The sequence below is a fragment of the Synechococcus sp. H60.2 genome (assembly GCF_047462315.1).
In the GTDB taxonomy this organism is placed as follows: Bacteria; Cyanobacteriota; Cyanobacteriia; order Thermostichales; family Thermostichaceae; genus Thermostichus.
Genome location: NZ_JANSIZ010000014.1, coordinates 25,817 through 46,100, shown reverse-complemented (window position 1 = coordinate 46,100; position 20,284 = coordinate 25,817). Strand labels below are relative to the sequence as shown.

Here is a 20,284-nt window from a genome sequence, read left to right as displayed (position 1 = left end):
GGGATCGATGAAGCAACTGGGGCAGAAGAAGAGACAAAAGCTCTGCTGTCAAGCGGGTGAGGAAACCCCACCCGCCTACGCGGTGGGGTAGTTCATAGATGCGGTGCCGGGGGCCGCGCCTAACCGGGAGGGCCTGGTGCTGCTGGATCTGGAAATAGAGGCGGGGAGAATTGCCCGCATCCAAGCAGCCAATGGGATCCCACCTCAGGGGATCGCGAGCGTAGATCTGAGGCGGGGCCAGGTGTGGCCCTGTTTTGTCGATATCCACACCCACCTGGACAAGGGGCACGTGTGGCCGCGCACCCCCAACCCCGACGGCACGTTTGCCGGGGCAATCCGGGCTGAGCAGGAAGACTGGGCCAAAATGGAGCGGGCCTACGCCGGCAGGCACGAAAAACTTTGGCAGGATATTTACCGCCGCTGCGACTTTGGCCTGCGCTGCAGCTATGCCCATGGATCCCAGGCGGTGCGCACCCACCTGGTCTGCAACGGCCCCCACGCCCAGCTGAGTTGGGAGGTGTTTGCCCAGTTGCGGCGAGAGTGGGCGGGCAGACTGGAGCTGCAGGCAGTGACGTTGACCCATTTGGACTTCTTTCTCACGCCGGCAAGGGAGAAGCTGGCGGACAAGGTGGCAGAGCTGGGCGGGATCCTAGGTGGGGTAGCGGCGATGGGGCCGGAGCTGGATGAGCAGTTGGAGCGGGTGTTTGCCCTGGCCCAGGAGCGGGGGCTGGATCTGGATTTTCATACCGACGAGACGGAGGATCCGGGATCCCTCACGTTGAGACACGTGGCAGCAGCAACCTTGCGCCATGAGTTTTCCGGCCAGGTGGTGTGCGGCCATTGCTGCAGTTTGGCGGTGCAGCCGCCGCAGGTGGCCCACCAGACCATGGCCCTGGTCAAAGAGGCGGGGATCGCCGTGGTCAGCCTGCCCATGTGTAACCTCTATTTACAAGACCGCCGCCCCGGCCACACGCCCCGCTGGCGGGGGGTAACGCTGCTCCATGAGCTGAAGGCTTTGGGCGTGCCGGTGATGATAGCCAGTGACAACTGCCGGGATCCTTTCCACGGCTTCGGGGATCACGACGGCCTAGAAGTGTTTCGGGAGGCCACCCGCATCCTGCACCTGGACACCCCCTACGGGGATTGGCCGCAGGCCATCACTGCCACCCCGGCCCGTAGGATGGGCTTGGTAGAGGCCGGACAAATTGGGGTGGGCCTGCCGGCAGACTTGGTGCTGTTCAAGGGCCGGGGGTTTGACGAGCTCCTTTCCCGACCTCAGCACGATCGGGTGGTGCTGCGCCAAGGCCAGCCCATCGACACGGCGCTGCCGGACTACGCAGAGCTGGACGACCTGATGGAGGGGGTGGGGCGGGCTTAGCCAGCAGGGTTGGAGAGCCAGGCTTTAATCTGGGCGGCAATGCGCTGAGCAGCGCCAGGGGATCCCATACGCCGCTGCCCGTGGGCCCGCAGTTGGGCGGCGTAAGCGGGATCGCTGGCCAGGCGGTCTAGAATTTGGCAGAGCACGGCAGGGGCCTGCTGGGGTGAAGTGAGGTGGACGGCGGATCCCAGGAGACGGGTTTGAGCTTCGGCAAAGCGGGGGGTAAATTGCGGCCCCTCCCCCGGCAGGGTGACCACCGGCTTCCCCAAGCCCACACATTGTTCGGTGGCCGTCCCCGCCATGGCCAGCACTGCCGTGGCCCGGTGGGCACAGGTGCCGAAATCTCCCCACACCAGGAGCAGGTCGCGGCGCCAAGAGGGGATCTTCTCCTGAAGAGGTGCCCGCTCCAGGTTGGGGCTGAGGGCGGCGTAAACTTGGATTTCCGGCGGCAGCTGCTCGACCACCTGCATCATCAAGGCCCAGTTGCGGTAGGCCTCTGGCGGGCGGGATCCCGGCAGCAGCAGCACCGCAGGCCGGTCGGGATCCAAAGGCAATTCTCCCCGCGGCTCCAAGTCATCCATCATCGGGTTGCCCAGGTAGAAAGCCCGGAGGCCCCGCTTTTGCAGAGCGGTGGCCGTCAGCTCATCTCGCAAGAAGGAGCCGCGACAGCGCCTACGGGCCATGAGCCAGCGTTCCCAGGGCAGGTAATCGGAAACCGGCTGCCCCATCCAAGCGCGTCGGTAGGGCCCTTGTTCGTCCCGCCAATAATAGTCCGACTTGGCTGTGCCCACAAAGACGTAGGGGCTGCCGCTCCACCAGGCCATTAACAAAGGCACAATGTCCCCCACCGCCAGCACCAGCTCCACTTGAGCCGCCGCCTGGCGAACCAAAGCCAATTGCCGCCCGGTCAGGCCCAGCAAGCCAGCACGCAGATCCCGCCACAACTGCCGCCAATCTTGATAGATAAATCCCCCCGAAGGCATCACCTGGGTCAGGGGCAGCAGCGGGATGCCGCGGCGGCAATAGGCGGTGCCTTCCCCCACAATCGGCAGGGCTTGCACCGAGATCCCCAGGCCAGTCAGGGCCAGGGCGATGCGACTACCTACCTCATCTTCCCCGTGGCCATTGCTCAGGCACAGCACCCGCGACAAATTCTGTGGATTCATTGGCTAGAGGATGGGGGTTCAACTCTGAAGTGTTGCCGCCTCTATTCGAGCTAAACGAGCAGAACTTCGTAGCCTACCCAAAATCTCCCCTTAAAATAGAGCCAACCTGCGAGGGGAAGCCAGGGTGATGATCCGCAATGAGCGACAACGAGCTGAGTTTATTGCAGCGGTGGAAGCTTTGCACCTGGAAGGCCCTTACTTCGTCGAGACCCGTCTTACCCGTCAGCGAGGGCATTTTTGGCGGGCGGTGAAGGATGTGGCCGCCGGCCAGCCCTGGTGGGAGATCCGCTACTTTCCTGCCTGCGAGTGCTACGCTTGGGCCTACCTGCCGGAAGGGATCGGCCCCCGCGAGTTTGCCTGGGGACACACGCCGCAGCAGGCTTTCCTCAACGCCCTTTGGCACCAGCCTGCTTCCTTTGCGGACAAAGGCTAGGGCAGGGGCCAGAAAAACCGTTTCAACTTACAGTAAAAAAAGATTAAAACTCCCACACGCAGGGGACATGAAACCGCAGGCCGTCGCCCGTATCCTGGATGCCAACCTCGACCGAGCTCGTGAGGGATTACGGGTGCTGGAGGAGTGGTTTCGCTTTGGCCTAGAAAACGGCGAGCTGGCTGGCGAATGCAAGGCGATGCGCCAGGCCCTAGCTCGTTGGCACAGCGACCCCCTGCGGTTGGCCCGCGACACCTCTGCCGACCCGGGCACCCAGATCTCCCATCCCCAGGAAGAGGAGCGGCGGGATCTCAGTCACCTGTTGCAGGCCAATTGCAGCCGCGTCCAGGAGGCGCTGCGGGTGCTGGAAGAATACGGCAAGCTGGCTGAATCCCACCAGTGGGTGGCCCCTGGGTTAGCCAAGCTGGCCAAAGACATGCGCTACCACCTCTACGTTCTTGAAAGTGAGCTGCTGGGCAGATCCCTGCGCCGGCGGCTTTTGGCAGCTCGCCTCTACCTAGTCACTAGCCCGGTGCCCAACTGGCTGGAGGTGGTGGAGAAGGCGCTGCGGGGGGGGGTAACCTTGGTACAGTACCGCCGCAAGAACCTCCCCGATAGGGAGATGCTCTGGGATCTCAAACAGCTGCGGCAGCTGTGCGACCGCTATCAGGCGTTGATGATTGTTAACGACCGGGTGGACTTGGCTTTGGTCAGCCAGGCGGACGGCGTGCACCTAGGCCAGACAGATCTGCCGGTTGCCCAAGCCCGGCAGCTGCTGGGATCCCAGCGCCTAATTGGCCTCTCCACCACCAACGCTGAGGAGCTGGCCCAAGCCCTCAGTAGCGGCGTGGACTACATCGGCGTCGGCCCTGTCTATGCCACTCCCACCAAAGCAGAAAAACCCCCTGCTGGTCTGGAGTACGTGCGCCTAGCCGCTGAGAAGGCCCATCTGCCCTGGTTTGCCATCGGCGGCATTGATCTCCACAACCTGCCGGAGGTGCGCCAGGCTGGCGCCAGCCGCGTAGCTGTGGTGCGGGCCCTGATGGAAGCGGCGGATCCCACCCAGACTGCCCGCGCCATGTTGGCGGAGCTGCAAGGGATCCCTGCTCTATCCTGAAGTATAGACCCCGAATCCTCTCAAGACCCTTTTAACTCCCGATGGCAGAGGCCGCAAAAGATCTCACTGAGCTCACTCGGCAAAGGGAAAGCAGTGGGGATCCCGGCTTGACTGGGATTGCCACTGAGGTGCAAGGGGAGCTGATCCAGGAGCTGGATCTGATGATCCGGGCCCGCTACCCCCTGATCTACCTGGTTTCCCCCGAAGAGGAGCCGGCGGACGCCGTGCTCGTGCAAGTAGCCAAGAGAACCGATCCGCCGCGGCGGCTGCTGTTTTGGGATTTGGTGCGGGGCTGGCAGGATACTGGCGAAGACCGCGGCTCCATCATGGCCGCCCTAGGGCGGGTGTGGCGCTCGGCCCCCCAGGAAGACACCCTGTTTGTGCTGCGGGATCTGCACTTTGTGCTGCGCAATGCCAGCAGTGAGAAAAACGCCCCCATCCTGCGGGAGCTGAAGAACCTCAGCCGCGAGCTCAAGCGCACCCGCAAGACGCTGATCCTGCTCAGCCACACCCTGGAAGTGCCCAGCGACTTAGCCGAGGAGATCACTGTTGTCGATATTCCCCTGCCCAACAGCGAGGAGATCAACCGCCTCATCCAGCTCTACGTGGCTCCGGAAAAGCTAAAGCTCAGCCCTCTAGGTCGTGAGCAACTGGTCAAGGCCTGTCAGGGGCTGAGCCGGGAGCGCATCCGCCGCGTTTTGGCCCGCGCCTTGGCCGCCAAGCAGGAGGTGAACGAGGCCGATATTGACCTGGTGTTGGAGGAGAAAAAGCAGGCCATCCGCCAGACCGGCATCCTGGAGTTTTTCACCGCCCGCGAGACCCTAAAAAGCGTGGGCGGGCTGGACAACCTCAAAGCTTGGGTGCGGGTGCGCCAGGAAGCCTTTACCGAAGAGGCGCGGCGCTACGGCCTGCCCAACCCCAAGGGGGTGCTGCTGGTGGGGATCCAGGGCACCGGCAAGTCTCTCTCGGCCAAGACCATTGCCAATGAGTGGCGTCTGCCCCTGCTGAGATTGGATGCCGGGCGCCTATTTGCCGGCATTGTTGGCGAATCGGAAAGCCGCGTGCGCCAGATGATCCAACTGGCGGAGGCCATGGCCCCCTGTGTGCTCTGGATTGACGAAATTGACAAGGCCTTTGGCAACATCACCAGCGGCGCCGACGGGGATTCGGGCACCAGCCGCCGGGTGTTTGGCAGCCTGATTACCTGGATGCAGGAGAAAACCAGCCCGGTCTTCATCGTGGCCACAGCCAATAACGTGCCTTTGCTGCCGCCGGAGCTGTTGCGCAAGGGCCGCTTTGACGAGATCTTCTTCCTCAACCTGCCCACCGAAGCCGAGCGCAAGGAGATCTTCCGGGTACACCTGCAGCGGTTGCGCCCCAGCCGCCTGCGGGAGTTTGACCTCGATGCCTTGGCAGCGGCTGCCCAGAACTTCAGTGGCGCTGAGATTGAGCAGGCCATTGTAGATGCTATGTACAACGCCTTTGGGGGCAGCGGCAGCGGCGCTCGGCGAGACTTTACCCAGGAAGACATCCTGCAGGCCATCCGCGAAACTGTGCCCCTGGCCTCCATTGCCCGCGACCAGATCGAAAGTCTCAAGTGCTGGGCTGCCCAAGCAGGCGCTAGAACTGCCTCCCAGGATGCCCAGGTGCTGCAGGAGATGAAGCAATGTTTTGCGGCTTCGTAGAGGGAATCCCCAAATCTTCTCGGCTCGAAGGAAGCAAGCGTTAGCACTCCCGCCAACTCGCAGTCCACAAACCGACGCGTAAAGGCGTTGTCAAACCGCCCCTCCCCCGTTCCTTGAGGCAAAGCCCCAAGGTTCTGCTTACTTTCTTCAGCAGGTTGGGCCGGAACCGCCTCTTTCTCGCGTAAGACCCGTGCAGAGGCTGGCCACTGGTCGGGTTTTTCACCGGCACTGGGCAGCTCGTTTGCCTTCAAGAAGCTGGCTTTTGCCCTGTAGCTATGCAAGCTGCATGAGCTTACGGGCTTTTCCGCCCGGCACTCAAGTACAGGGCCACCAAACTATCCCGTTGGGAAACCCACCAGGCTCAGGTTCAAGCCCTGGAGTCGGATTCCCGGCAGGCGGCTCATTTGTAACTGGGACTTGCCACTTTCCCTTCCTGAGCACTACTGACGTCTCTGGGGACGGATGGTTGAGACAACCGCCCCCTCAGGGATCCCGTCGTGTCACAATGGGTAAAAATTGGCTTTTTTTGTCTTGGCGCTGTGCTCAAGCCCCTCTACTACCGCGAGATCCCTTGCCCAGATACTGCTCAAGTGCTGCGCTGGCTACAGGAGCACCTGCCTCTGCCTACGGGCAGCCAAAAGGTGCTTACCCCCAGCGGTCTGCGCCTAGAGGGATCCGGAGCCAAGCTGGCCGTTTTCCTCTGGTCGGGGCTGAACACCACCTATCTCAAGATCTTTCAGTGGTCAGAGCGGCCTTTCCCCCGGCAGAACCGCTGGCTAAAGGAAGTGGAGAGGGCCATCCAAAGCCAATTTCCCCACCGCTACCCGCAGTTGCCAGAGGTCGATCCCAGCCAGGGATCCATCTTTGAGCAACTGGAGCCTTTTTACCCGCAGACGGTAAAGTACTTCCGCCGCATGCCCAACGGCGAGTTCGACCTGCAGCGGGTTTACTGGTGGGAGAAGCGCTGGCGGGAAGAAGTGCAATCCCCCCATCCTCAGCGGCAGCCGGTGCTGTTTCGCCAGCCGGCCCCTGAACCTGCCCCCTTGGAGTGGGACTTGGTGATCGTGGGCGGGGCGTTGGGGGCCATCTACGGCGCAGCCATGGCCCGCCTAGGCTATCGCGTAGCCTTGGTGGAACGGCTCCCCTTTGGCCGCATGAATCGGGAGTGGAACATTTCGCGGCGGGAGCTGCAGACGCTGGTGGAGTTTGGCCTCCTCAGCCCTGAGGAGATGGAGAGCCTCATCCTCAGGGAATACACCGATGGGTTTAACAAGTTTTTTGATGGCAACAGCCCCGTGCGCGCCCCCGTCTTGCACACGCCGACGGTGCTCAACCTGGCCATTGATGCCGAAAAGCTCCTGCAGCTCTGTGGTCAAATCTTGAGATCCAGGGGTGGTGCCATCTACGAGCGCAGCGAGTTTCAGCGGGCCTACATCGAGGAGCAGGGCGTCACAGTGGTGGTTAAGGACTTAACCACTCAAGAAGCGTTCTCTCTGGGATCCCGCCTGTTGGTGGATGCCATGGGGACGGCCTCCCCCATTGCCCAGCAGCTCTACGGCCGCCGCGCCTTTGACAGCGTCTGCCCAACGGTGGGGGCCACCATTGCAGGGGGGTTTGAGCCGGGGGTTTGGGATCCCCAATTTGGCGACATCCTCGCCAGCCACGGGGACATCAGCCGCGGTCGGCAGCTCATCTGGGAACTATTCCCTGGGCCAGGGGAGGATCTCACCTTCTACCTGTTCCACTACCACCAGGTGCATCCGGAAAACCCGGGATCCCTCTTGGAGTTGTACGAAGACTTTTTTACCATCCTGCCCGAGTACCGCCGCTGTGACCCGGAGCGTCTGCAGTGGAAAAAGGCCACCTTTGGCTATATCCCCGGGCGCTTCGGCCAGCAGCCAGCTCCCAAAGAGCCCTTCGACCGCGTCCTCTTGATTGGGGATGCGGCAGCCCTGCAATCACCCTTGAGCTTTACGGGGTTTGGATCCCTGGTGCGCAACTGCTCTCGCCTGTGCGATTTGCTGGATACGGCCTTGCGCCACGACCTGCTCAAAGCCTCTGACTTGGCTCAGGTTCGCGCCTACCAGGGCAACTCCGCTGTCACTTGGTTGTTCTCGCGGGGGATGATGGTGCCCACCGGCAAGGTGTTGCCGCCTGAGCGCATCAACGCCATTCTCAACAGCTTTTTCGGCATCCTCACCACCGAGCCGCCCGAGGTGGTGGACGACTTTATCAAAGACCGAGCCGGTTGGCTGGCCTTTAACCGCATGGCCGTCAAAGCCGCTCTGCAGAACCCGCGGCTGCTGCTGTGGATCTGGGAAGCAGTGGGGGCAGAAGGCTTTACCCGCTGGCTGCCCACCTACTTCAGCTACACTGGCCTGGCTTTGCTCTCAGCTCTGCTGCGGGGCTGGTTCCCCAAGCTGGTGCGGCGCCTGCAACCCTGGCTGGAGTCCCGCTACCCCCGCCTGTGGTTGCGCTGCCTGAGCTGGAGCTACACCCTCACCTATGGGGTAGGCCAGCCGCGCCTGGAGTTTCATCTCCCCGCTCCCAGCTCTCCTGCCGGGCAAAACCTGCAAAACCCAATACCGACCTGGATAGAAGAAAGGGCCTAGGCCGGAGACTTTCATCGCACCAGTTGTTTCTAGGCTTTCGCTCTCTTGGAACCACCGTTTCTCTGATGTCTGTAGGAGAGGTAGGTGCCGACTGTTATGTGGGCAGAATCAACTCGCAAAAAATCTCGATGAGTGCTAGCATTCGCTACCTTGGTTTGCTAGCAGTTTTCTCCCTTATCTGCACAGGATTGTTCACCGGAGCGCTCATCAGGCAAGGCTCCCCGCTTGCGTGCCAAAGCATCCATCCCCAGGTAGTAGCCGGCGGAGAAAGAGTTCTGTCCACCTGCTTTTTAGCCTTGGCAATTGGCCCAAGTTGAGTATAATCAGTGCCTACTATCCACCAACATTCAGGTTCAGGCCGATGAGGGTTGGGAAGGGATCCCAACTTAAGTCGGTCGAGGGGCTTCTAGCCTCTTTTGGCAAGATCTCTATTTTCGCGAGAAAACTCTGTAGGACTGAATCCAATGGTTTATACCTTTGAGATCATCGGCATTGCCCCTGCCCTCGATTTTTTCTGTCAGCAGCAGGAGCTGGCAAAGCGGCCTTGTGGGGTAGAGTACCTGGGCACCCGCCCGTGCACCCTGGATGCGCTGCTGGGATCCCTGGAGGAGGTGCCGGCGCGGCGGGGCTGGGACTGGGATCAGTTGGTCGAAACCGTCATCCGCTTTTGGTGCAGCAACCCTGATTTGGTGAGTTTGTGGCGGTCTCGCTTTCGGGATGCTGGGGAAGATGCCCTGTTGGTCTCGCGGGTGGGGCACATTCAATCCTTACAGCGGGAGTTTGAGTGGCTGCTCAACCAATGAGATCCATAAACCGGGTAGGCTAAGGGCAGGATTGGTTGGTGACTACCTATGAGCGACACCGTCTTCAGCAAGATCATTCGCAGGGAGATCCCGGCCCAGATTGTCTACGAAGATGAGCGGGCCATCGCCTTCAAAGACATCGCCCCTCAAGCCCCTGTCCACATCTTGGTGGTGCCCAAGGAGCCTATCCCCGGCATTGCCCAGGCCAAGCCCGAACACGAAGCGTTGCTAGGGCACCTGCTGCTGACGGCTCAGCGGGTGGCTGCCGAAGCTGGCCTCAGCAAAGGTTATCGCTTGGTCATCAACCAAGGAGAAGATGGCGGTCAAACCGTCTTTCACTTGCACATCCACGTCCTGGGCGGTCGGGCGATGGGCTGGCCGCCAGGCTAGCTCTGGGTTTACCCCAGCTAGAATGCTGGGAAGGCGGCTGGCGCACGAGGTCTAGGGGCAATGGAGTGGCATGTCACCGATGCGGAAAGCCTGATGATCATCGATCAGGAGGTGGGCAAGCATGAGCTTTCCCCTGCCGAATATGAGGTGGTGCGTCGGGTAATTTACGCTACTGCAGACTTTGAATATCTTCACCTCCTCCGTTTCGCCAACGAGGCGCTGCAGGCGGGGGCGGCGGCTTTGGCGGCGCGCACCACCATTGTGGTGGACGAGCCAATGGTGCAGGTGGGCATTGCACGGGCAGTGCAGAACACCTTCTCCAACCCCATCTACTGCGGCAGCGAAGCTGTCACCCGTCCCCAGAGGGACAAGACCCGCTCTGCTTGGGGCCTGCAAACCCTGGCCCAACGCTATCCTGAGGCCATCTTTATCGTTGGTCAATCCCAGACGGCTCTTTCCACCTTGGTGCAGTTAATCGCCGAGAAAGAGGTGGCCCCTGCCCTGGTAATCGCGACGCCGGCTGGGTTTGTGGATGTGGTGAAAGCCAAGCGGGAGCTGGCCGATTCGATGGTGCCCCACATCCGCACCGAGGGACGTAAGGGCGGCCCTGCCGTGGCGGCGGCGGTCTTGGATGGACTTTTGGACTTGGCTTGGCAGGCCTATGTGCAGGCCAGCAGCCCAGACCCTCCCGGCAAATCGGTTACCAGATAGACGGGAGCGCTCTGCACTTGAATCCAGATCACAGTTTCAGCGGGATCTCGGTCACTCCTCCCTCCGTCCAGCCTTGGCAAGATAAGAGCCATCTTCTCAGCGCCGGAGCGAAGAAGTGGCCTGGGAAGCGGCTAGTCGAACGGGGATCCGGTCATGCGTCAGTTGATCTGGGTTTGGGGAAGCGGCTGGCTTTTGGCGTTGACCTTGGCCGGGGGAGGGTGGGCCCAAACGGATCCCAGTCGAGTGGCGGCTCTTCTGCCCGCTGACCAGCCGGCTCTCCCGGCGCCGCCGGACATCGACCGGAGGGAAGCTCGGCTCAGCCCCTACCAGCGCTGGCAACAGCAGCATGCTGCTGCGGAGGTTCCCTTTTGTAGGTTCGAGGGGATCTTCTACCGCCTCTCTCAGAAGGCGGAACAAAGACCAGAAGAGCTGCCTTTTCCCCTGCAGCCAGCCGGGATCCCTTTGGGAGAAGGTAGCCCTTTTTTTCTACATGCCAACGGGCTGGTCTACCGAGTGTCCTATTGAAAGGGGGGAAGTGCTTGCGGCAGCAGGACAGCTATTTCTCCTCAGGGAGGGGGATCAGGGGTTCAGTAATGATTTCCCACCTTGCGATGGTGGATGGCGGTGAGGCCCTCAGGGCTGGAGACCCGTCCGGCTTCCAGGGTGCTGTACACTACCCAGTGGTCGCTGGTTTCTAGGCGGCTGACCACGCGGCACTCCAGGTAGGCCAGGGCATCAGCAAGGATAGGGGATCCGTTGGCGGCGGGGTAGGTCTTGATGCCGGCAAAGCGGTCGGCTCCCGGCGGGAAGCGCTTTAGGAAGTGGCGCATTAAGGGCTGGTAGTGGCCCTCCTGCAACACGTTAAGGACAAAGGTATCCCCCACCTGTAGGAAGGACTCAATTGCCCGATCCTTAGCCACGGCCACGCTGATCCCTGGCGGATCGCTGCTGGCCTGGGCCACCCAGGAGGCGAGCATGGCGCTGGTGGCCTGTCCTTTGCGGGCGGTGAGGATGTAAAGGCCATTGCTGATGCGGCCCAGGGCGCGATCCAGATCGGCATCCAAGGCTTTCATCTGCTGAATGTTGCGATCCCGCGTTAGCCATTGCCCTAGATCAGTGCCAGCTTCCTCCGCTGCTTGCAGCAGAGTTTCGTTCACGGGCTGCTTGAGGAGAATGGGAGGGAACACCTCTTTGGCGCCCAGTTCCTGCAGCGTGTTGCGGCAGAGGTAGACCGACTCATCATCTTCACCGCCCGACTCGAAGAGGCCAAAGCCTTGTTTGCTGTGGGCAGAGGCCAAGAGGGTTTTTAGCAGCACCTGGGTGGTGGCCGCATCTGGCCCTGATTGGGGGGGCATGCCTATCACCACGCCGGCGGCCAGGCTCATCAGCTCCCGCACCTCGTGGGCATCCAGCAGCCGCAGATCCGCCAGCTCGACGGCAACGCCGGTTTTTTGGATCCCGCGGGCAATCGCCTGAGCCAAGGCTTCTGCCTGGCCGTAGCCCGATCGGTAGAACACCGCCACCATTCGTTCGGCTTTGGCCTGCTCTAGGCTCCAGGTGCGGTAGTGCTCCACCCAGTCAGACAAGTGATGGCGCAGCAGGGGGCCGTGGCCGGTGGCAATGGCGGCAATGGGTGGCAGGGCCTCCATGCGCTTGAGGGCAGACAACACCGAGCGGGCATTGGGCCCCATGAGGCAGTCGTAGTAGAGCTTAAAGTCGGCCTGTAGCAGGTGGGGATGCTCGTCCCAGGCAAAGTCGTCGCAGTAGTGCATCCCAAAGACGTCGCAGGTGTAGAGGATATGGGTGCCGTGGTCGTAGGTGAGGATGGTGTCGGGCCAGTGCAGGTTGGGGGCAGAGATGAACTCCAGGACATGTCCCTTGCCCAGATCCAGGCGATCCCCCTGCTTCACCACCAGGTGCCGGAAGGGCCGATGCACGAGGTTTTCCAGAAATTGCACGGCCACTTTGGAGGCTACCACTGTCATTTGAGGGGCTAGCTCCAGCAGATCCCCAACTAGGCCGCTGTGATCCGGCTCGGTGTGGCTGACCACCAAGTAGTCGATGGTGGCGGGATCCAGGATGCCTCGCAGCAGATCCAAGTACAACTGGCGAAATTTTTCGTGGGAGGTGTCAATCAGGGCCACCTTTTCCCCGCGAATCAAAAAGGAGTTGTAGGTCGTGCCATTTTCCAGGGCAAACTCAATGTCAAACCGATCCCGATCCCAGTCTTGGGAGCGGATGGCCAGGGTATCGGCCCCAATGAGCAGAGTTTGCAGCGTAAGATGAGCTGAACGCGGTGCAACTGCCGTAGCGGCCATGTTTCCCCCCTTTACCAAATGGCAACTTTACTTAACACTCATCGTAACCCTGATGTAACTGAATGTTGGGGCCGGCAGGCGCGAGAGGGCAGCCGCCAAGTTTCGATTTTCTGATGAAATGCTTCAGGGATCCCCAAACTGCCGACCCCCAAAGGAAGTGGGAGCAAAGGCTGCGGCAAATTGGGCCAGGGTGTGGCGCAGTTGATCCAAGTTTTGGCCGGTGGCAGCGGAGACAAAGAGAGCCTTAGGATAAAGCAGGCGCACATCCTCTACCCATTCGGGATCGAGGCGGTCAATTTTGTTAAACACCAGTTGTCGCGGGCCGGTGGCCAGGGGCATCTCGTCCAGCAATTTTTCCACCGCCTCGATTTGCCCTTCCCAGTTGGGGTGGGAGAGATCCACCACGTGCAGCAGAGCATCCGCCTCCGTCACCTCCTCCAGCGTGGCTTGGAAGGCCTCTACCAGTTGCTCAGGCAGTTCGGTTAAAAAGCCCACCGTGTCGGTCAACAGCACCGCCTGGTGGTGAGGTAGATCCAGCCGCCGCGTGGTGGGATCCAAGGTGGCAAAGAGTTGGTCAGCCACGTAGACCTGGGCGTGGGTGAGGGCATTCAGGAGGGTGGATTTGCCGGCGTTGGTGTAGCCCACCAGGGCCACCACGGGAATTTGGGATCCCTCCCGTCGCTGGCGCAGCCGCTGGCGGTGGCGGCGCAGCTCTTCCACTTCTTGCTGCAGCTTGCTAATGCGCCGCTGGATGGCCCGCCGCTCCATTTCCAATTGGGTTTCCCCCGGCCCCCGGGTGCCGATCCCACCCCCCAGCCGCGACATGGTGCGGCCGCGACCAGCCAGGCGCGGCAGGAGATACTGCAGTTGCGCCAGTTCCACCTGCAACTTCCCGGCCCGGCTTTTGGCCCGCTGGGCAAAGATGTCTAGGATCACCTCGCTGCGATCCACCACCCGCACCCCCAGGGCCTCTTCTAGGTTGCGCACCTGGCTGGGGGTGAGCTCGCGGTCGAACACCACCAAGTTGGCCCCCAAATCCTGCACCAGCAAGGCCAACTCCTGGACTTTACCCGAGCCAATGACTGTAGCGGAATCGGGGCCCTCCCGCCGCTGCCAAAGAGTGCGGAGCACCTGTCCGCTGGCACTTTCCACCAGGCGGCCCAGCTCTGTCAGCCTGTCCACCAGGTCTTCGCTGCTCTGCCCCGGCTTCTGCAGCCCCACCAGGATGGCCCGCTCCTGCTGGGGATCCACCTGGTGAGCGCTTGCTTGGCGGCGAAAGCCATCTTCTAGCTCCGCCACCAGCTCCTGCAGATCCTGCTCTGCCAGGATCCCTAAGGGCAAAGGCTCAGAAACCTGCCAACGGCGCTCTTCCTCCGGCACCAGATGGGCTAGGTAGGCGCACTTGATAAAGCCTGTGGCCCCTCCTCCGCGGCGCAGCCGTCCCTCTAAGGGGGATACCGACAGGGTAATGAGAGCGTCCAGCCGCTGTAGGGCCATGGCTGTCAGGGCTTTTTGGCTAGGCCCCCCCGCCCCCACCTGGGTGGTGATGCAGCGGATCCCAGAGAGGCGCTCCGCCCCCTGGCGCGGCAGCTCCCAAGCCGGGATCTGGGTTTCAAAAGGGGATCCCAGCCCCACGCGAATTACTTGGCCGCGCCGGTTGAGGTAAACACTAATGGGCTGGCCTTCCAGATCTTGAGTGAGGGATCCCAGCCGTTGGGCAAACTCCACCGTCACCAGACAGTTGGGGGGCAGGCGCAGTTGGTAGAGGCGTTGCAGTTGCTTACGCTGGTAGGGCTTTAGCCCCTTGGCCTGGGCAAAGCTAAAACCGAGGTCATTCTGCTGGCGAGAGGTGCCAACGCTGGGCATAGGGAGAGGGAAAGACCCGAAAAGAGGCTTTCCTCTACCATATACGCTAGTAGCCAGCAGGAACTTGAGGAAAGCAGCGGCAGCAAACCCTAGACAAGGGATCCCTGGAGCAAACTTGCTTTTGAGCAAGAAAATGGTCAAGCCGGGTTGGGAAGAGGGGGATGGATGTAATCTTGCGTCGGGCCAACTTGCCGGATGGCCGTAAGGGAGTGGATATCGGCATTGAGGGAGACCGCATCGTTGCCCTGGAGGTGAATCTGCAGGCCACCGCTCCCCAGGAAATCGATGTGAGTGGCCGCTTGGTGTCACCCCCCTTTGTGGATGCCCACTTTCACCTGGATGCCACCCTTACCTACGGGATCCCGCGCGTCAACCAATCGGGCACCTTGCTGGAAGGGATCGCCCTTTGGGGGGAGTTGAAGCCGCTGCTGACGCCAGAGGCAGTGATGGAGCGGGCCTTGACCTACTGCGACTGGGCGGTGGCGCGCGGGATCCTGGCCATCCGCACCCATGTGGATGTGTGCGATCCCAACCTGTTGGCGGTGCGGGCCTTGCTGGAGGTGAAGCAAAAGGTTGCTCCCTACCTGGATTTGCAACTGGTGGCCTTTCCCCAAGATGGCTACTACCGCTCGCCGGGAGCGGTGCAGCTCTTGGAGAAGGCCCTGGACTTGGGGGTGGAGGTGGTGGGTGGGATCCCCCACTTTGAGCGGACGATGGCTGAAGGAACAGCTTCGGTGCGGGCCCTGTGCGAGATTGCGGCGGCGCGGGGTCTGCGGGTGGATCTGCACTGCGACGAGACGGACGATCCGCTTTCGCGCCACGTGGAGACCTTGGCCTATGAAACGCAGCGGCTGGGCTTGCAGGGGCGGGTGGCCGCCTCCCACCTTACCTCAATGCACTCAATGGACAACGCCTACGTGAGCAAACTCATCCCCCTGATGGCCGAGGCAGAGCTGGGGGTGATTGCCAACCCGCTGGTGAACCTGGTGCTGCAGGGCCGCCACGACACCTACCCCAAGCGGCGGGGGCTGACGCGGGTGCCGGAGCTGATGGCCGCCGGGCTGACAGTAGCTTTTGGCCAGGACTGCGTGATGGATCCCTGGTATCCCCTGGGCAGCGGCAACATGCTGGAGGTGGCCCACATGGGGATCCACGCTGCCCAACTGACCGGCTATGAGCAGATGCGCCAGTGCTTCTTGGCCGTTACGGAAAACCCGGCCCGCATTCTGGGGTTAGAAGGCTACGGACTAGAACCCGGCTGCTATGCCGATTTGGTGGTGCTCCAGGCTGCCGATGCCGTCGAAGCCATTCGCCTGAAACCGGCTTGCCTGTACGTTTTCCGTCGGGGACGGCTGATCGCCCAAACCCCGCCGGTGGTTACCCAACTCCATTTGACCGGGCGCCCGGCCCAGGTGGACTTCACCCGCCAACTCTTCTAGGGATCAACTGGATGTCAACGGCGCACGGTGCCGCTGAAGCCGCTGGCCTTGAATTGCTCCAGGGTCAAGGGCAGCGGGCTGGTCACGGGCACGGAGATGCGAATGGAGAAGGGGCTTTCGCCGGGGGGAACCTCTTCGATGGCTCCCACGCGGGTGCGCTCCGGCAGAACCTCATTGCCGTTGGCATCGTAAAGGCGACCGAAGACATCCGCATTGACCAAGGTGTTTTTGGAGCGGTTCACCACCGTCCCTTCAATGAACATGCACCTGGCCGGTATGGGGTTGCCGTTGCTGGTGACCAGGTTGGTGTATTCGGGGGTATCCGGGCAGGGGGTGATGTGCAGATCTTTCAATTGTAGGGGGATGGCGCCAAAGCCCAGCAAGAGGGCCGCCAAAGCCGCCCAGCCCAGGCTCCAGCAGAGGGAGCGAAGCCCCTTCTTCCAAACTTGGCTCATGTTTTTCCTCCAAGGCCCATCTCCCTTAGTCTAGGGGATCCCCCGCCGGGTAAAACCCCTCTTCGGTTTGGATCCCGTCCAGGCGTTGATCCCAGGGATCCTGAGGCAGAGGCTGCCGCAGCAGGCAAGCCTGCGGGACAATGCCCCACTTGGGCACACCGGGATCCGGCAGCGAGGCCAAAAAGCGGTCGTAATAGCCGCCGCCATAGCCCAAACGCCTTCCCCAGCGGTCGCAGGCCAGGGCGGGCACGAGGATCAACTCCGCTTCGGCAGGATCGATAACCTCACTGGTGGGAGAGGGCTCCGGCAGCCCCCAGCGGTTGGGAACAAGCTCGGCTGGGTGGTAGCGATGCCATCCCAACTGCCGCTGCGGCAAGCAACGAGGGATCCCCCAGCGCTTTTCAGGGAAAAGGGCGAACAGGGATCCCAGATCCACCTCGGAGTCGAAGGCCGCGTAGGCCAAGATGGTTCTGGCCGCCAAAAGCTGGGGGTGAGAGGCCAGATGAGCCACTATTTTCTGCTCGATCAGGGATCGTTCCAGCCCCTGCCGCACTTGGCGGAAGTGCTGGCGCAGGCGAGCTTTTTCTGCGCTAGGAGCTTCAGGGGGAAAATTGGGCTCCACAGACGGAGACAGGTTTGTTACCCAGAAGGGAGTTGCCGCAGCGCCCTGCAATCTCACCGCCTTGACTTTCCCCACCCCCAGTCAAGCTTAGGCGTGGATATCCAGAGTCTACTGGATGGCCAGGAGCTCCACTTCAAAATCAAGGGTGGCGTTGGGTGGGATCACGCCGCCGGCGCCGCGGCTGCCGTAGGCCAACTCCGGTGGAATGCGCAAGTACCGCTTACCCCCCACCCGCATGGTGGCCAGACCTTCCTCCCAGCCGCGGATCACCTGCCCTACTCCGTAGGTGAAGATGAAAGGTTGATTGCGCTTATAGGAGCTATCGAAGACGGTGCCATCCTGCAGCTTGCCCACATAGTTCACCACCACCGTTTGCCCCGGCTGAGGTGAAGGCCCACTGCCTTGAGCGATGTCGTAGTATTGCAGGCCCGACTCGGTGGTGATGAAGTCTTTGGCTGGGGATTGGATGCCCACCACGGGGTTGTCTTTGGCCCGCGACAGAGCCACGGCCGGCTGTCCACCCCACATCCCGATCCACAGCAAACCCAGCAACAGCAGCAGCATCCGTTTCATCTGTTGGCGTCTCCCCTCGCCGACTTTTTGCTTCCCCTTCCTTCAACAATCTTAGGGGATCCCTTCATCCTTTTATTTCAGCAAATTCGATGATCTGCCCTTGATGATCGCGCACCCAGAAGACAAAAGGCTTTTCGGAGCGGACGCTGTTGCGGATCCCTTGCTTGTTGATCCGCTTCAGGAGGGCTTTGAGGGCTTCCCGTTCATAGGTGGTGTGGCGATAGCGGACGCCGCTGCTGCGACCGGCTGCCGCCCCGTAGGCAGGTACAGAGGAGGGCCTGGAGGGACTGCCGTAGGGGACGGAGGCCGCGTAGGGATCAGTAGAACCAGGGATCACGTGCAGTTGCACCGTATCGGAGAGCTGATACCAGAGGCCAGGGGTATCGAGAGGTGTCGAGGTGGGGCGGGCTTTGGCATCGAGGCGGGAGCTGAGGCCAATATCCCCTGGAAAATAGGGTGATCCCAGGCCAGAGCTGACGACGCTTTGCTCGTAGCCGTAGTAGTACTGCAGTGGCAGCTCCGCCTCCGGCAGCCTCAAAACCTTTTCGTAGAAGCCCCTTGCCTGCTCCAGATCGGGCACGATGATGGTGTACACCCGGGGAGCGCCACTTAAAAATGTCCACATGGCCCCGCCATAGGCCGATAGCAACAAAAACATCAGCCCCTTCGTGGAGAGCAGAGCCTCCAGGGGGATCAGCGGCAGCATCAGTCCAAGGGGGGTTGGCATTGGCGCTCGTCTATTTGCGGGTGGCTCTGTAGTCCAGTATAGGATCCCTAGGCTAATGAAGCTTGCCCTGTTTGCCCCTACCCCGCGCGGTCGCCGCTTGGCCCAGCCTTTGCTGTCGCTACTGCCGGAGGAGTGGATCTGCTGGAGCAAGGCCAACCCCCCGGGAGAGCCGCTGCCACCCCCCTGGCAAGCCTATGGGGATCCCTTGCCGGCAGCGGTGGCCCAGAGCTGGCCGCAGGTGCAGGGCTGTATCTTTGTCTTGCCAGTTGGGTCGGTGGTGCGGCTCATTGCCCCCCTCTTGCAAGACAAATACCGGGATCCGGCGGTGGTGGTGGTGGACGAAGCTGGGCGCTGGGCCATTAGCCTCTGTGGCGGCCATGTGGGAGGAGCTGAGGCGCTGGCGCGGCGGGTGGCGGCTGCTTTGGGAGCCGAGCCCATCCTCACCTCTGCCTCAGAAGGGCTGGGGATCCCGCCTTTGGATTTGCTGGGGGATCCCTACGGTTGGCAGCGGGGCGCCGGCGATTGGAACGGGGTGGCAGCCGCTCTGGCGCGGGGAGAGCCGGTGGCCGTTGAGCAAACCTATGGCACGCAGCTTTGGCGCCAGGCCTGGCCAGCAGATCACCCCCTTTTCACCACCCCTCCTGAGCAGGCGGTGGCCCAGGTCCGGATTGGCGAGTATACAACACCCTGCCCCCCCATCCCCACCGTCCACTGGCATCCACGGGTGCTGTGGGTGGGTGTGGGCTGCGAGCGGGGCACCAGCCGCGCCTGGCTGGAGGGATCCCTGCGCCGCCTGCTGCAGGCCCAGGGGCTGGCCTTCGAGGCCGTTGCTGGCTTGGCCACCCTGGAGCTGAAACGGGATGAGGCGGGACTGCTGGAGTTGGCCCAGGCCCACGGTTGGCCCATCCAGTTCTTCTCTGCCGCGGCCCTGGCGGGGATCCCAGTTCCCCACCCTTCGGAGGCGGTGCGGCAGGCCGTGGGCACCCCTTCGGTGGCAGAGGCGGCTGCCCTCTTGGCCGCCCAGCGCATGTTGGGGAATGAGGATCCAGCCCAGGGGGGGGCCACCCTTCTCTGCCCTAAGCAGGTCTTTGCCTCAGCGACCGAGGGAGCGTGTACCCTGGCCATTGCCCGTGCTGCTCAGGAGTATTCCCCTCGCGCCGGGCACCTGTGGCTGATTGGCACCGGCCCTGGGGATCCCGCTCAATTGACTTTGGCTGCCCGCCTGGCTCTGGCCCAAGCCGACGCGGTGATTGGCTACCAGCTCTATCTGGACTTGGTGGCGCCCCTCTTGCGTCCTGGCCAGATTTGCGAAGCCTTTCCCATCACCCAGGAGGTGCAGCGGGCGCAGCGGGCCATTGCCCTGGCCCAGCAGGGGCTGCAGGTGGCGGTGATCTCTTCGGGAGATGCCGGGATCTACGGCATGGCCGGGCTGGTGCTGGAGTACTTGGCCCGCAGCGGCTGGGATGGGAGCTGCCCCTCTCTGGAGGTGCTGCCGGGGATCTCCGCCCTTCAGGCTGCTGCCGCTCGGCTGGGAGCCCCTCTCATGCAGGATTTTTGCGCCATTTCCCTCTCGGATCGGCTCACCCCCTGGCCGGCCATCGAGAAGCGACTGCAGGCGGCTGCCCAGGCCGACTTTGTGGTGGCCCTCTACAATCCCCGCTCGCGGCAGCGGTTGGATTCCTTCCTTAAAGCCCTGCAGATCTTTTTGGCCGCCCGTCCCACCCACACCCCTGTGGCGGTGGCCCGCAACCTCTACCGTTCCGGCGAGGTCCTCCACCTCACCACGTTGGGGGAGTTGGATCCTGAGCAGGTGGACATGTTTACCCTGGTGCTCATTGGCAACTCGCAGACCTTTCGCTACGGCAGGTGGCTGATCACCCCCCGCGGCTATCGCCTGGGCGCTGCTGATCCCCGGCGGGTTTGAGGATTCTGCTCCCCTAGGAAAAGCCTTACGGAAATCTGGGGATTTTGCACCTTCCTGAGCCAAGCTTC

General features: G+C 62.1%; 18 protein-coding genes. 11 read left to right on the top strand and 7 right to left on the bottom strand.

All coding sequences use genetic code 11. The features are described from left to right. The first annotated feature begins 103 nt into the window (after positions 1-103). The gene (locus NW845_RS03840) at positions 104-1,378 is read left to right on the top strand and encodes a cytosine deaminase (RefSeq protein WP_414376922.1); all 1,275 of its coding nucleotides are present in this window, start codon (positions 104-106) and stop codon (positions 1,376-1,378) included. On the opposite strand, the gene NW845_RS03835 is transcribed toward NW845_RS03840, so the two are convergent. Continuing rightward, positions 1,375-2,544, bottom strand: a complete 1,170-nt coding sequence (locus tag NW845_RS03835; protein ID WP_414376920.1) for a lipid-A-disaccharide synthase-related protein — start codon at positions 2,542-2,544, stop codon at positions 1,375-1,377. The genes NW845_RS03840 and NW845_RS03835 overlap by 4 nt on opposite strands. A 127-nt stretch (positions 2,545-2,671) precedes the next feature. On the opposite strand from NW845_RS03835, the gene NW845_RS03830 reads away from it, so the two are divergent. The 8 genes from NW845_RS03830 (at position 2,672) to NW845_RS03795 (ending at position 10,817) form a co-directional block, all read left to right on the top strand. Then, positions 2,672-2,977, top strand: coding sequence for a hypothetical protein (locus NW845_RS03830; RefSeq protein ID WP_414366606.1), 306 nt, complete (start codon positions 2,672-2,674; stop codon positions 2,975-2,977). Positions 2,978-3,044: 67 nt separating this feature from the next. Beyond that, positions 3,045-4,091, top strand: a complete 1,047-nt coding sequence (locus NW845_RS03825) for a thiamine phosphate synthase (RefSeq protein ID WP_414376918.1) — start codon at positions 3,045-3,047, stop codon at positions 4,089-4,091. A 161-nt stretch (positions 4,092-4,252) separates the two neighbouring features. Then, positions 4,253-5,776: an AAA family ATPase gene (locus NW845_RS03820; RefSeq protein WP_414376924.1), complete on the top strand. Its 1,524-nt coding sequence runs from the start codon at positions 4,253-4,255 to the stop codon at positions 5,774-5,776. 497 nt (positions 5,777-6,273) lie between these two features. Beyond that, positions 6,274-8,388, top strand: coding sequence for an FAD-dependent oxidoreductase (locus tag NW845_RS03815; protein ID WP_414376916.1), 2,115 nt, complete (start codon positions 6,274-6,276; stop codon positions 8,386-8,388). Positions 8,389-8,852: 464 nt separating this feature from the next. Then, the gene (locus NW845_RS03810) at positions 8,853-9,191 is read left to right on the top strand and encodes a hypothetical protein (RefSeq protein ID WP_414366521.1); all 339 of its coding nucleotides are present in this window, start codon (positions 8,853-8,855) and stop codon (positions 9,189-9,191) included. Positions 9,192-9,239: 48 nt separating this feature from the next. Next, on the top strand, positions 9,240-9,581 hold the full coding sequence (locus NW845_RS03805; RefSeq protein WP_414361150.1) for a histidine triad nucleotide-binding protein: 342 nt from the start codon (positions 9,240-9,242) through the stop codon (positions 9,579-9,581). A gap of 60 nt (positions 9,582-9,641) precedes the next feature. Continuing rightward, positions 9,642-10,292, top strand: coding sequence for a precorrin-8X methylmutase (locus NW845_RS03800; protein WP_414371540.1), 651 nt, complete (start codon positions 9,642-9,644; stop codon positions 10,290-10,292). Between the two features lie 153 nt (positions 10,293-10,445). Beyond that, positions 10,446-10,817 carry a hypothetical protein gene (locus NW845_RS03795; protein ID WP_414366525.1) on the top strand — a complete coding sequence of 124 codons (372 nt, stop codon included), beginning with the start codon at positions 10,446-10,448 and terminating at the stop codon, positions 10,815-10,817. Between the two features lie 62 nt (positions 10,818-10,879). On the opposite strand, the gene NW845_RS03790 is transcribed toward NW845_RS03795, so the two are convergent. Both NW845_RS03790 and hflX read right to left on the bottom strand, forming a co-directional pair. After that, positions 10,880-12,610 (bottom strand): diflavin flavoprotein, encoded by a 1,731-nt coding sequence (locus tag NW845_RS03790; RefSeq protein WP_414376914.1) that lies wholly within the window; start codon positions 12,608-12,610, stop codon positions 10,880-10,882. A gap of 123 nt (positions 12,611-12,733) precedes the next feature. Next, complete coding sequence (hflX, locus tag NW845_RS03785; protein ID WP_414376912.1) at positions 12,734-14,476, bottom strand: GTPase HflX; 1,743 nt, start codon at positions 14,474-14,476, stop codon at positions 12,734-12,736. A gap of 161 nt (positions 14,477-14,637) precedes the next feature. Between hflX and NW845_RS03780 the strand changes: the two genes are divergently transcribed. Further along, positions 14,638-15,915, top strand: a complete 1,278-nt coding sequence (locus NW845_RS03780; protein ID WP_414376910.1) for an amidohydrolase family protein — start codon at positions 14,638-14,640, stop codon at positions 15,913-15,915. Positions 15,916-15,929: 14 nt separating this feature from the next. Here the strand turns inward: NW845_RS03780 and NW845_RS03775 are convergent, their stop codons facing one another. The 4 genes from NW845_RS03775 to NW845_RS03760 form a co-directional block, all read right to left on the bottom strand. After that, positions 15,930-16,370 (bottom strand): FxLYD domain-containing protein, encoded by a 441-nt coding sequence (locus NW845_RS03775; RefSeq protein WP_414334570.1) that lies wholly within the window; start codon positions 16,368-16,370, stop codon positions 15,930-15,932. Between the two features lie 25 nt (positions 16,371-16,395). Next, the gene (locus NW845_RS03770) at positions 16,396-16,992 is read right to left on the bottom strand and encodes a 5-formyltetrahydrofolate cyclo-ligase (protein WP_414376908.1); all 597 of its coding nucleotides are present in this window, start codon (positions 16,990-16,992) and stop codon (positions 16,396-16,398) included. A 108-nt stretch (positions 16,993-17,100) separates the two neighbouring features. Beyond that, positions 17,101-17,565, bottom strand: a complete 465-nt coding sequence (locus NW845_RS03765; RefSeq protein WP_414334574.1) for an FKBP-type peptidyl-prolyl cis-trans isomerase — start codon at positions 17,563-17,565, stop codon at positions 17,101-17,103. Between the two features lie 64 nt (positions 17,566-17,629). Continuing rightward, a complete protein-coding gene (locus NW845_RS03760; protein WP_414376906.1) occupies positions 17,630-18,292 on the bottom strand; it encodes a hypothetical protein in 663 nt (220 codons plus the stop codon). A gap of 55 nt (positions 18,293-18,347) precedes the next feature. Between NW845_RS03760 and cobJ the strand changes: the two genes are divergently transcribed. After that, positions 18,348-20,216: a precorrin-3B C(17)-methyltransferase gene (cobJ, locus tag NW845_RS03755; RefSeq protein WP_414376904.1), complete on the top strand. Its 1,869-nt coding sequence runs from the start codon at positions 18,348-18,350 to the stop codon at positions 20,214-20,216. Positions 20,217-20,284 lie beyond the last annotated feature (68 nt).

Coding starts and splice junctions, on each gene's coding strand:
- NW845_RS03780 (WP_414376910.1), top strand. CDS start 14,638: ATGGATGTAATCTTGCGTCGGGCCAACTTGCCGGATGGCCGTAAGGGA.
- NW845_RS03790 (WP_414376914.1), bottom strand. CDS start 12,610: ATGGCCGCTACGGCAGTTGCACCGCGTTCAGCTCATCTTACGCTGCAA.
- NW845_RS03775 (WP_414334570.1), bottom strand. CDS start 16,370: ATGAGCCAAGTTTGGAAGAAGGGGCTTCGCTCCCTCTGCTGGAGCCTG.
- NW845_RS03825 (WP_414376918.1), top strand. CDS start 3,045: ATGAAACCGCAGGCCGTCGCCCGTATCCTGGATGCCAACCTCGACCGA.
- NW845_RS03760 (WP_414376906.1), bottom strand. CDS start 18,292: ATGCCAACCCCCCTTGGACTGATGCTGCCGCTGATCCCCCTGGAGGCT.
- cobJ (WP_414376904.1), top strand. CDS start 18,348: ATGAAGCTTGCCCTGTTTGCCCCTACCCCGCGCGGTCGCCGCTTGGCC.
- NW845_RS03795 (WP_414366525.1), top strand. CDS start 10,446: ATGCGTCAGTTGATCTGGGTTTGGGGAAGCGGCTGGCTTTTGGCGTTG.
- NW845_RS03765 (WP_414334574.1), bottom strand. CDS start 17,565: ATGAAACGGATGCTGCTGCTGTTGCTGGGTTTGCTGTGGATCGGGATG.
- NW845_RS03810 (WP_414366521.1), top strand. CDS start 8,853: ATGGTTTATACCTTTGAGATCATCGGCATTGCCCCTGCCCTCGATTTT.
- NW845_RS03835 (WP_414376920.1), bottom strand. CDS start 2,544: ATGAATCCACAGAATTTGTCGCGGGTGCTGTGCCTGAGCAATGGCCAC.
- hflX (WP_414376912.1), bottom strand. CDS start 14,476: ATGCCCAGCGTTGGCACCTCTCGCCAGCAGAATGACCTCGGTTTTAGC.
- NW845_RS03800 (WP_414371540.1), top strand. CDS start 9,642: ATGGAGTGGCATGTCACCGATGCGGAAAGCCTGATGATCATCGATCAG.
- NW845_RS03820 (WP_414376924.1), top strand. CDS start 4,253: ATGATCCGGGCCCGCTACCCCCTGATCTACCTGGTTTCCCCCGAAGAG.
- NW845_RS03805 (WP_414361150.1), top strand. CDS start 9,240: ATGAGCGACACCGTCTTCAGCAAGATCATTCGCAGGGAGATCCCGGCC.
- NW845_RS03830 (WP_414366606.1), top strand. CDS start 2,672: ATGATCCGCAATGAGCGACAACGAGCTGAGTTTATTGCAGCGGTGGAA.